Annotated in this window: 4 protein-coding genes; 1 reads left to right on the forward strand and 3 read right to left on the reverse strand. The window is 64.0% G+C overall.

The features are described from left to right. Window positions 1–128: 128 nt before the first annotated feature. On the reverse strand, window positions 129–4,325 hold the full coding sequence (gene hrpA, locus AC1RBA_RS09545) for an ATP-dependent RNA helicase HrpA (RefSeq protein WP_492417878.1): 4,197 nt from the start codon (window positions 4,323–4,325) through the stop codon (window positions 129–131). Between the two features lie 56 nt (window positions 4,326–4,381). On the opposite strand from hrpA, the gene argA reads away from it, so the two are divergent. After that, window positions 4,382–5,692 (forward strand): amino-acid N-acetyltransferase, encoded by a 1,311-nt coding sequence (gene argA, locus AC1RBA_RS09550; RefSeq protein ID WP_046685875.1) that lies wholly within the window; start codon window positions 4,382–4,384, stop codon window positions 5,690–5,692. 73 nt (window positions 5,693–5,765) lie between these two features. On the opposite strand, the gene AC1RBA_RS09555 is transcribed toward argA, so the two are convergent. Together AC1RBA_RS09555 and AC1RBA_RS09560 are read right to left on the reverse strand one after the other, a co-directional pair. Beyond that, window positions 5,766–7,511, reverse strand: a complete 1,746-nt coding sequence (locus tag AC1RBA_RS09555) for a ShlB/FhaC/HecB family hemolysin secretion/activation protein (RefSeq protein ID WP_492417880.1) — start codon at window positions 7,509–7,511, stop codon at window positions 5,766–5,768. After that, window positions 7,512–11,987 carry a two-partner secretion domain-containing protein gene (locus AC1RBA_RS09560; protein ID WP_492417882.1) on the reverse strand — a complete coding sequence of 1,492 codons (4,476 nt, stop codon included), beginning with the start codon at window positions 11,985–11,987 and terminating at the stop codon, window positions 7,512–7,514. Window positions 11,988–12,223 lie beyond the last annotated feature (236 nt).

Consider the following 12,223-nt stretch of genomic DNA (forward strand, 5'->3'; position numbering starts at 1 on the left):
TAGCGGCGCAGCCGCGTAATCCGACACCACCAGCGACACCGTTAACAGCAGCGCACCATCCACCACCCCATCGCCCAGGCCAACGATGACGTCAGATTACGCGCGCCCTGCGGACGCGCTAATCCGACCTACCGCTGCATCGATTCCCACACCTTCTGCAAACGCTTGGCAGACACGGGCATCGGCGTGCGCAATTCCTGCGCAAACAGCGACACGCGCAGCTCTTCCAGCATCCAGCGGAACTCGACCAGTTTCGGATCGGTGTTCTTGCCGGCCTGGCGGTCCTTGGTCTGGCGCAGATACGGCGAGGCGGCCGATTGCCATTCGGCCATCAACTTGGTGTCGCGCGCGGGGTCGGCGCGCAGTTTTTCCAGGCGTACATTGATCGCTTTTAAGTAGCGGGGGAAATGCGCGAGCTGCGTGTATTCGTTTTCCGTCAGGAAACGTTTATGCACGAGTCCCTGCAGCTGCGCCTGGATATCGGTGGCCGCCGCTGCGGGAATATTTTGCAGCCGCTTCGGCAAGCCGTGGAATTCCGTCAGCACTTGCGACAGCAAACGGGCGATTTCATTGACCAGCAAGACCAGGCGCGACTTGCCTTCCGCCTGTCGCTTGGCAAACGAGGCGGCGTCCAGCGGCAGCGGATCTTGCAAGCAAGCAATGTCGAGCGCCTTGTTGATGATTTGCTCGCGCAACTCTTCCTGCGAACCCAGGGCCATGAATTGCATGCCCATCTGCTGCAAGCCGGGGATGCTTTTCTCGACGTACTTGATCTGCTCCTTCATTTGCAGCGCAAATAAACGGCGCAAACCGACCTTGTGCGTACGCGCGGCCACGGTCGGGTCGTCAAACACTTCCAGGTCGCAATGCGTGCCCTTGTCGACGAGGGCAGGGAAACCGATCAAGGTCAGCTTGCCCTGCACGATTTCCAGCAGCTCCGGCAATTCGCCGAAGGTCCAGGCCGTCAAACCCATGTGCTGCGAGACGGTGGCGTTCGGAGGCGCCGGCGCGGCGGCGGATGCGCCCTTGCCTGCTGCGACTGTAGCGCCCTGTGCCTGCAGCCGCGACGCCACTTGCGCGCCGGCCACCTTGGCACCGGGCGTGCCCGTGCCGGAGACGCCCGACACTTCGGCCAGCTTCTGGAAACTCTGGCGCGCCTGGCCGCCGAATTCCGCCTGCAGGGTGGCCAGGTTGCGGCCCATGTCCAGCTGGCGGCCATGCTCGTCGATCACCTTGAAATTCATGAAGTGATGGGCAGGCAGGGTTTCCGGCTTGAAGTCCGTCGTCAGCACATTGATCGTGATCTGCGTGCGGATATCGAGGATGATGGCATCGATCAAATCACCGCGGCCAAACACGCCCGCCTCATGCACGCGCTCGCAGAATTTCGCCGCGTAATCGGGCAGCGGCACGCAGTGGCGGCGCAGCTTTTGCGGCAGGGATTTGAGCAGCAGATGCACTTTTTCCTTCAGCATGCCCGGCACCAGCCATTCGCAGCGCTCGCGCGGCAACTGGTTCAAGGCATATAGCGGCACGCTCAAGGTCACGCCATCGCGCACGCTGCCCGGCTCGAAGTGGTACGTGAGTCCCATTTCCAGGCCCGTCACGGACATGGTTTTCGGGAACAGGTCCGTCGTCACGCCGGCCGCTTCGTGGCGCATCAGCTCTTCGCGGTTCAGGTACAGCAGCTTCGGGTTCTCGCGCGTGGCTTCCTTGTGCCACTTCTCGAAACCGGCGCCATTGCACACGTCCGCCGGCAGCAGCTTGTCGTAGAAAGCGGCGATCAGCTCATCGTCGACCAGCACGTCCAGCCGGCGCGATTTATGCTCGAGGTTTTCGATGTCCTTGATCAGCTTGTGGTTGTGCGCAAAGAATGGCGCGCGCGTGTCGAAGTCGCCCCCGACGAGCGCGTCGCGGATGAATATCTCTCGCGCTTCCGGCAAGTTGAAATTGCCGTAGTTGATGCGGCGCTGGCTGTACACCACCAGCCCGTACAAGGTCGCCCGTTCCGATGCCGTCACTTGCGCCGAACGTTTTTCCCAGCGCGGCTCGCCCCACGATTTCTTCAGCAGGTGCTCGCCCACTTTTTCCAGCCACTCGGGCTGGATCTGCGCCACGCAGCGCGCGTACAGCCGCGTCGTGTCGACCAGTTCGGCGGCCATGATCCACTTGCCCGGCTTTTTCAGCAGCGAAGAACCGGGCCAGATGTGGAACTTGATGCCGCGCGCGCCCAGATACCCGGCACCCGGCTCGTCCTCGCCCTTGAAACCGATATTGCCCAGCAAACCGGTCAGCAAGGCCATGTGCAGATTGTCGTAGGTGGCGGGCGCTTCGTTCAGGCGCCAGCCCTGCTCCTTGACGATGGTCAGCAGCTGCGAGTGCACGTCGCGCCATTCGCGCAAGCGCATCTGCGACAGGAAATTCGTGCGGCAATTGTCCTGCAGCTGGCGGTTGGTTTTCTTGTGCTCGATGGCGGACTCGAACCAGCGCCAGATCTTCAGGTAGCTGAGGAACTCCGACTTTTCATCGGCGAATTTCTTGTGCGCTTCGTCGGCCGCCTGCTGGTGTTCCATCGGGCGGTCGCGCGGGTCTTGCACGGACAGGGCCGAAGCGACGATCAGCACTTCCGTCAAACACGCGTTATCGAGCGCGGCCAAAATCATGCGTCCCACGCGCGGGTCCAGCGGCAGCTTGGCCAGCTTGTTGCCCAGCGCCGTCAGTTTATTGACTTCATCGACAGCACCGAGTTCCTGCAGCAGCTGGTAACCGTCGGCGATGGCGCGCGCCAGCGGCGGCTCGATGAAGGGGAAGGTTTCCACGTCCGTCAGGTGCAGCGACTTCATGCGCAGGATGACGGCGGCCAGCGAGGAGCGCAGGATTTCCGGCTCCGTGAATTTCGGCCGCAGCAGATAATCCTGCTCTTCGTACAAACGGATGCACACGCCGTCGGCCACGCGGCCGCAACGGCCGGCGCGCTGGTTGGCGGCCGACTGGGCGATCGGTTCGACCTGCAGCTGTTCGACCTTGTTGCGGTAGCTGTAGCGTTTCACGCGCGCCAGGCCCGCGTCGACCACGTAGCGGATGCCGGGCACCGTCAGCGAGGTTTCCGCCACGTTGGTGGCCAGCACGATGCGGCGCGCATTGCTGGTCTTGAAGACGCGTTCCTGCTCCTCGGCCGACAGGCGGGCGAACAGCGGCAAAATCTCCACATGCGGCGGATGGTGCTTGCGCAGCGCTTCGGCGCAGTCGCGGATTTCGCGCTCGCCGGGCAGGAACACCAGCACGTCGCCCGAGCCGATGCGGCACAGCTCTTCCACGCCATCGACGACGGCATCCATCAAGTCGCGCTTTTCGCGCGCGGCGGCGGTGCGCTGGCCGGGCTTGTCGGCGCTCGCGGCACCCGGCATGGCCACCTGCTCGCGTTCCACGGGACGGTAGCGCACTTCCACCTGGTACAACCGGCCCGACACTTCGATCACGGGTGCCGGTTTTTCCGGCGTGCCGAAATGGCGCGAGAAGCGTTCCGCATCGATGGTGGCCGAGGTGATGATGATCTTCAGGTCGGGCCGGCGCGGCAGCAGCTGCTTTAAATAACCAAGCAGGAAGTCAATGTTCAGGCTGCGTTCGTGCGCTTCATCGATGATGATGGTGTCGTAGTTTTTCAACAACGGGTCGGTCTGCGTCTCGGCCAGCAGAATGCCGTCCGTCATCAGCTTGACGGACGCGCCACGGCTCAGGGTGTCGTTAAAGCGCACCTTGAAACCCACGGTTTCGCCCAAGGGCGTGCCTAGTTCCTGCGCGATGCGCTTGGCCGTCGACGAGGCGGCGATCCGGCGCGGCTGCGTGTGGCCGATCATGCCCTTCTGTCCGCGTCCCAGTTCCAGGCAAATCTTCGGCAACTGCGTCGTCTTGCCGGAACCCGTCTCGCCCGAAACGATGATGACCTGGTTTTCCATCAGGGCCTTGGCGATTTCTTCGCGCCGGCCCGAGACGGGCAAGTCTTCCGGATACGTAATCGGTGGCAGCGGGTTGCGGAAGGCCTTTTCCGCCTCGCGCGCGGCGCGGGCCGCGTCACGGCTCTCGCGGCTGGCCTGGTCATCGCGCGGCGCCTGCCCCTCGCGCGGCGGACGCGGCGCGCGCTGCTGCTGTTGCTGTCGCTGTTGCTCTTTCTGCTGTTCCGCGCGTGGCGGCTGCTGCCTTTGCTGGCTCACGGGCGGGCGCTGGCGGCCTTGCGCAGGCGTGGCGGCAGGCGTGGCAACACCCCCGCTGGCGGGCACATTTGCAACGGTGGAAGGAGGGGAAGACTTATTGCTGGCTGAAGACATTGTTTTTTACAGGTATTTTAAGCGCGCACATCGCGCAGCGAATTATAATGCGCTTAATGGAAAACCCTACCCAATTCGTCCAATGGCTGCGCTCCGTCGCGCCCTACATCCACGCCTTTCGCGGCAAGACCTTCGTGGTCGCCTTCCCCGGTGAACTCGTCAGCGCCGGGGCGCTGCAGGTGCTGGCCCATGATTTGTCCCTGCTGCATGCGCTGGACATCAATGTCACCGTCGTCTACGGCTCGCGGCCGCAGGTGGCGGAACAACTGGCCTTGCGTAACGTCGAAGGCCGCTTCCACAACGGCGTGCGCATCACCGACATCGCCGCGCTGGAATGCGCAAAGGAAGCGGCCGGCGAGCTGCGCCTCGATATCGAGGCCGCGTTCAGCCAGGGCTTGCCGAACACGCCCATGTCGCATGCTGCCATCCGTATCATTTCCGGCAACTTCATCACGGCGCGCCCGCTGGGCGTGATCGATGGCGTGGACCTGGAACTGACGGGCATCACGCGCAAGGTCGACGCCGAAACCATCCATTCCATCCTTGGTTCGGACGGCCTGGTGCTGCTCTCGCCCCTGGGCTTCTCGCCAACGGGCGAAGCGTTCAACCTGACCATGGAAGACGTGGCGTGCAGCGCCGCCATCGCCCTGCACGCGGACAAACTGATCTTTATTACCGAAACGCCGATGATGGAAGACGCCACGGGCGTGGAAATCCGCGAACTGTCGTCGCACCAGGCCGAAGCCGTGCTGATGGCCGGCTTCCTGCCCGACGCCACGGCGTTCTACCTGAAGCATTGCGTCAAGGCTTGCCACAACGGCGTCGAGCGCTCGCACATCGTGCCCTTCTCGATGGACGGTTCGGCCCTGCTGGAATTGTTTACCCATGATGGCGTGGGCACGATGATCAGCCATGAAAATCTGGAAAGCCTGCGCCAGGCCACCATCGAGGACGTGGGCGGCATCATCAAGCTGATCGAACCGCTGGAAGCGGACGGCACTTTGGTGAAGCGGGGCCGCGAGCTGATCGAACGCGAAATCGATTATTTCTCCGTCATCGAGCATGATGGCGTGATCTTCGGCTGCGCCGCCCTGTACCCGTTCCCCGCGCAAAAGATGGCGGAAATGGCCTGCTTGACGGTCAACCCGGAAGTGCAAGCCCAGGGCGACGGCGAGCGCATCCTGAAACACATGGAAAACCGCGCGCGCGCCGCCGGCCTGAACAAACTGTTCGTGCTGACCACGCGCACCTCGCACTGGTTCAAGAAGCGGGGCTTCGTGCCGGCCACCGTCGACGATTTGCCGAAGGACCGCCAGCATATGTATAACTGGCAGCGCAAGTCGCAGGTGTTGATCAAGACCCTGTAATCGGCGTCACTGAACACGCAAAAAGCCTGGCATTGCCAGGCTTTTTGCATTGCAGACAAGGGCAGCCGATGGCTTACCTTACCCAACCTGCCTGGAACAGCAGGCGCGTGCGCGATGCAGATTCGCTGCTCGGCACCCCGCCTACCGTGCGGTGCACCAGTTGCAGGTTAAGCAGAATGCCGCCAGCCATGGCGCTCAGGCCCAGGCCGATATCGCCCAGCTTGCGCGAGGCGGCGACGCCGGCCGGCGCCGCGACAGACCTGGCCCAGCCATAGTCGCTAAAGATGCTGCCGCTCAGCTGCGCCGTGCCGCCGCCCGCCAGCGGCCGGGCCAGTTCGGCGCGCAGCAGCGCCGCATGGTCGCCACTGAGTTCGCCGATCGGATACGCGGCTACGCCACCGTCGCCGGAAATGCTCATGCGCTCGACGCCATCGAGGCTTTTATTGTTCAGCGACGCCTGCGCCTTGACGCTGGTGGTCAGCAGGAATTGCGACGGCAGCACGCTGACGCGCGACGCCGCCAGATTCAGCCTGGCATAGCCGCCCTGCGTATCGGCGCCGGCCGCATCGAGCGCTTCGGCAGCCGCTTCCTTGAAGTGCAAGCGCCCCACCGTCAGGCTGGCGCTGCTCTGGGTCAAGCCATCCCAGCCCAGCAAGGCATGCATACGCCGGTCCGCGATGCTGGCGCTGATGCTGCTCAACTGCTTGCCCACCGAGGTGCGCGTGGCACCGATTTCATCCTTTAAATCCTTGTACGCCACGCCCAGGCCCGCTTCCACCGTGTGCTCGCGGGTACGCTTGAGCGGCTTACTCAGGAGCAAGTCCACGCCATTGGCGTTGCCAGAGGCGTCAAGCGCGGCATACACGTCGCTGAGTTCATAGGTAGTGCGGCTGAGCGCCCCTTCGACGCGGGCGCCGTCCGTGCCCAGCAACATCGAATAGCCAAGACGGCCGTTCAGCAAGCCACTGTTGCGCGTGGCCATGCCGCTGGCCGACAGGCGGTCGCCGCGGCCGCTGGGCGAATTCCAGTCGGCATTGAAACGCAGGCGCTGCTTGCCCGTGTACGTAGAGCCATAGTTATCCAGCAACACGTAGCCGCCCCAGGCGGGCGTGGCCTCGGTACGGATGGCAAAATCCGAGGTGCCGACCTGCTCGCCCGGCATCACGTCGGCCTGCACCACCTTGACGCCAGGCGTGTCATTGATGATCAACATCGCCCGCTCCAGGGTATCGAGGGACACGACATCGTGCCGCCTGGCCTGGTCCAGCAAGCCTTGCACCACGCTATCGTGCACGCGTGAAGTATTGCTGAGGATAAATTTTCCATATTGACCTTCCACCACGCGAATGATCAACTTGCCATCAGTCAATTCCTGCGCCGGGATATAGGCGCGCGCCACAAAGTAGCCGGCGGCACGGTAATGGCGCGTGATACGGGTGGCCATCTCTTCGAGCTGGGCCAGGGTCAGCGTCCGGCCCAGCTCCGGCTGCAGCAGCGCCAGCAGGGTGGCGCTGTCAATGGCGTGGTTGCCCTCCAGCACGAACTGCGTCACCCTGACCTTGCTGGCGGCATCGCCGGTCAAGGCCTGCAGCGGTGGCGCGGCCGGCACGCCGCCCAGCGCAGGCAGGGACGGCGGCGGCGTCACCGGCGGCGGCACCGGCTGGCTCTGGCGCACAACGTCGCCGATGGTCGGTACCTGCTGGGCCTGCGCCATGGCGGTCGCGCCCAAGGCCAGGCCCAGCGCCAGCGACATGGCCGTGCGTTTGCATGCCGCCCGGCGGGCGGTGGGGACGATGGAGGTACGGATAAGCATGCTCATTTATTGGGCCTTCACGACAAACAGCAACTGGTCCACGCCATCGGGCAGCTTGACGCCGCCATTGACGATCTCCATCAGGGAATTGCGGCTGACGGGCAAGCGCAATGGCTGCGATCCGCCATTGCCCTGGGCGCCGGCTGGCTGCAGCAAGCGCTGGGTTTGCGCCAGGGTAAGACTTTCGCTCATCTCGTTCGCGCCGGGACTGTACAGCACGCTCAGCGGCGCATTCGCGCCAAAGGCGGCGCCCAGTGGCACGGCACTGCTATTCACGGTGGGTGGCACGGAAACGAACGGGATCAAGTCGCTTTGCAACGACAGGCCGGCATCGCGCAAGACCTCGCGCTTGCTGGGAACGCTGGTCCGGGAGACCTCGCCTATGGTGCTGGCCAGGCTCGCCTTTGGCGCTTCCGGCGTTTCCGCTTCCAGCGGGAGGATCTCCACGGTGCCGCTGGCATTCGCGCCGGCCAGCGTGTAATTGCTGTTGGACACAGTCAAGCCCGACAAGCCGACGATGGATTGCTTGCCCGCCTCCTTGGAAGACAGCGTCGCCTTGCCGCCCAGCACAGCGCTGTCGCCGGCCAGCACGCCGTTCAAGGCCAGCAAATTGGCGGCCGCATCCGCAGTGTCGTCAAACGCCCGGCTCGCGCCAGAGACTGCCGCCACATTGACGGGCAAGGCCGTGATGGCCACGCTGCCGGCAGGCAGCACGCCGCTCAAGGTGTAATTGGCATTGTCCAGGCTCAAGGTACCCAGGCCGCTGATGGATTGCGTACCGACATTCTTGCCTGCCAGTAGCGCATTGCCGCTCAGGCTGGCGCTATCGCCCGCCAGCACGCCAGCCAGGTTCAGCAGGCCGGCGGCCGCATTCACGCTGCCATCGTAGCGACGCGTGGCGCCGCCAGCCGCATTCACGCTGACCGCGCGCGGCGTCACCAGCACGCTGGCGCCCAGGCTGGCTGGCGCGAACGTGTAGTTGCTGTTGTCCAGCACAAGGTCCGCATAGCCTGCCAGCGCCTGCGTACCGGCGTTGCGCGACGCCAGGGTAGCTGTGCCGCTCAGGTTGACGGTGTCGCCACCGAGCACATTCGTGATCTGCAGCAAGCTGGCGTTGAGCTTGTCGGTCGCGTCGTATTCCTTGCCGCCCAGGCTGGCGAGATGCACTTCCAGCGCACGGATGGTCGCCGCCAAATTGACGGTCGGCGTGGACAGGATGTAATTGCTGGCCAGGCCCGCGTTGGCGCCGCTGCCGTCGCCCACCAGCAAGCTGGCCGCCACCGTGCGGGCGCCGGCGTTGGCGCTGTCGAAGGTGCCGCTGGCCGACAGCGACAGGTTTTCGCCATTCACAAGGCCCACCAGGGTGCCGGCGTTGATGCTGGCCGCGTTCGTGCGGTCATACGTCTTGTTGGCGGCGCCGATGCCGGCAATGGTCAGCACGGCCGGCGTGATCGACAGGGTACCCGTGCTGTAGGTGATGTCATAATCGCTCAACTTGCCATAGCCGGCGCCCAGGGTCGGCGTGAACAGGCTGGCGCCGTAATTGAGCGTGCCGACGGAGGTGGTGGGCAGCAAGGCCGCACTCCAGTCGACGCCGCTCACGCATGCCAGGTTGTTGTCGCAGCCGCTCACCGTCCAGCCGCCTGTCAGGACCGGATTGGCCCCGCCATAGGTTTTCGTCAAGGCTGGATTGTTCAGCGTGATGGTGATCGGATCGACGTAGCCAAACGTGCGCAAGACGGGATAGCCGTCATTGAGCGTTGCCTTGCGTCCCCATACTCCGCTGTGGAAGGTGAAATCCCAGCTGTTGGTGGTAAACAAGTTGCTATCTTTCATTTGCGCCGTGGTCTTGCCCGTGCCGTCGCCACTACTGTTCTGCCCGCTGGTCTGTGTATCCCAGAAACTGTTGCTGACGCCGCCAATGCTGACACCCATCAAGCCGCCCACGCCCGCGCCCGGGCTGCTCACGAGGCCGGTCGAGTAGCTCTTGTCGACGGTGCCCAGGTTGTTGCCGATCAAACCGCCCACATAATTGCCGCTGGTACTGACGGCGCTGCGGGAATAGGTATTGACGACGTTGTTGCCATAATTTAAGCCAATCAGGCCGCCGACATTGTCGCCGCTGGCATTGACGGTACCGCTCGTATAACTGGTATTGACTTCATTGTCCGGCGTGGCGGTGCCACCGGCGGCGCTACTTCGGCCGATCAAGCCGCCCACCGTGCTCGTGCCGGTAACGGCGCCGCTGGCGTAGCTGCCGCTGACCTTGCCGTTATTGTTGTTGCCGACCAGGCCGCCTGTATTCGTGGTGCCGGTCACGGTGGCGGTGGCGTAGCTGCCGGTGACTCTGCCGCTGTTGTTATTGCCGACCAGACCGCCCGTGTCGCCCTTGCCAATGACGCTGCCGCCGGCATGGCTGTCGACGATGTAGCCGTAATCGTTTTGCCCGACCAGGCCGCCAGTCCAGGTGCCGGCCGTATTCGTCACCGTGGCGTTGGCATAGCTGTTGGCCAGGGTGATCTGGTACGCCAGGTAACCGGTCAGTCCGCCGATGTTATTGCCCTGCGAATTGACCGTGCCGTCGAAATGCAGGCGGGTGAGCGTGCCATCGAAGATCGCACCGATCAGGCCGCCCACGTAACCGCCCGGCCCCGTCACGCTGCCCGCGGCGTAGCTGTTGTAAACGCTGCCCATGTTCAATCCGATCAACGCCCCCACGCCCTGATTGGCGCTGACCACCGCATTCGACATCGCCACGTTGCGCACCCGCCCGTTGTTGCTGCCAAACAGGCCAACATACGTGCCGGACGGCTGGGTGATGCGCAAGCCGCTGACGGTATGACCCAGGCCGTCGAACACGCCGGAGAGGGATACGGGAGCGAAGCCGGCGCCGCCGTTCCAGCCGCTGGTGGCGCTGGCGTCGATATTGCCGGCCAGTGCATAGTGGCCGCCGGCGCCGCCGTTGATGCCCTGCAAATCGAGACTGCTGGTGCTGCCGGCGCTGCCCAATGCATTGATCAGGGTATAGCCGATGTTATTAATCGTCAGCAACCCCGTACCGGCGCGGTCGACATCGATGCGGCCCTTGAAGACGCCGGCGTCATCGATACCCACCAGCACATTCTTGCTCGTGTTAAACGTCGGGCTGCCGGGATTGAAGTTGTAGCCTGTTTTCAGGTTCAAGGTCGAACTGCCGGTGGCGCTCATGACGGCGTTGACATTGATGTCGCCGTGCGCTTCCAGGGTCAGCTGGTTGGCGTTCCAGGCCAGCGGCGCGTTGACGTGGATATCGCCCGCTTCGCTGCCGGCCGCCTGGGTCCGAATCGTGACATTGCCGGCAGCCAGCGCCGCTTGCAGGGTATCGACGCCGATGCCGCTCGCGCCTTGCGCGGCGCTGCCGCTGCCGATCGTGAAATCGGTGGGATCGATCAGCCAGGAGCCGCTGCGGCCCGCAACGGCGCTGCTGTCGACGCGCGTGCCGTCAGCCACGCGCAGCACCGGCCCCGAGGTTTCGATGAAGCCGCCATTGCCGCCCTGCGGCGCGCTGGCATCGAGCTTGCCGGCCACTTCCACGGCGCCGCCTTCGCCCAGCAGGAAAATCCGCCCGCCGCGCTCGTTGATGGTGCGCGCGCGCACTTCGCCCGTGTTGTTGACGACGGTACTCAACAGACCGTCGGCGCCTTTCGCCGTCAGCACCACCAGGCCGCCATCGGCGTGCACGGCGTTGCCATTGGCGACCAGCGCGGCCAGCGCCGCCTCATCGACGGCCACGCCCACCAGCGCGCCGCCGTCGAAAGTCAGGCTGACCTTGTTGCCGGCCGCCAGCGCCACCGTCCCCAGCCTGGCGCTGATCACGCCGTCATTGCGCACTTGCGCGCCCAATAACGCGATGTAGCCGCCATCCCTGGCGTTCAGACTGCCCAGATTGCGGACGGCGCCGCCCTTGCCGGTGAAACTGGTCTTGCCTGCCAGAAAATCGGCATCGCCGAGATTGAGCGTGCTCGCTACCAGGCCCGCCGTATCGACTCTGGCGCCCTTGCCGAACAGCACGCCATTCGGATTCAAAATGAACACCTGGCCATTCGCATGCAGCGCGCCGTCGATGACCGAGCCTTCATTGCCCCGGACCCGGTTCAAGGTCACGGCGGCGGCATTCGGCTGCACGAAATTGACCCTGGCATCCTTGCCGATCGAAAAACTGTTCCACTCGATGGCCGCCTTGCCGCTGGCCTGGGTTACGGTCATGGCCGCGCCCTGCTGGCCGACGTGCGCCTGTCCCGCCGTCACCACGGCGCCGCTGGGCAAGGCCGTGGCGGCAAGGTCCGCCGCCTGCGCCCCGCCGCCCAGCATCACGCCGGTCAGCACGCTGGCCAGCAGCGTCCCTGTGGTGCCGGAGCGCTTGCCCCCGCTGCCGGCATGTTCTGCCACGACCATGACCGCGTTGCGGCGGCGGTTCCATACCGTGCGATGAATTCGATTCATGTGATGTTCCGATCTGACGTGATGACATCGGGGCTTGCCAGGACTTTTCGGCAAAAGCAATTAATGGCATTATAAAATGCTGCAAGTAAGCAATTTCGACAAATTCTCCCCATCGGGCGTTAACACAACACGCATGCCAGACAACAGCACCCGCAGCCGCTGCAGGCAAAAAAAAACACCACCGGAACCGGTGGTGTTTTTGCTCACAGAACGCGCGAAAAACAGCTGCTAGTGAC

It is taken from the genome of Janthinobacterium sp. GW823-FHT03B06, from assembly GCF_058796955.1.

Bases quoted from the DNA above. Each gene is read 5' to 3' on its own strand.
- hrpA (WP_492417878.1), bottom strand. From the start codon at position 4,325: ATGTCTTCAGCCAGCAATAAGTCTTCCCCTCCTTCCACCGTTGCAAAT.
- argA (WP_046685875.1), top strand. From the start codon at position 4,382: ATGGAAAACCCTACCCAATTCGTCCAATGGCTGCGCTCCGTCGCGCCC.
- AC1RBA_RS09560 (WP_492417882.1), bottom strand. From the start codon at position 11,987: ATGAATCGAATTCATCGCACGGTATGGAACCGCCGCCGCAACGCGGTC.
- AC1RBA_RS09555 (WP_492417880.1), bottom strand. From the start codon at position 7,511: ATGAGCATGCTTATCCGTACCTCCATCGTCCCCACCGCCCGCCGGGCG.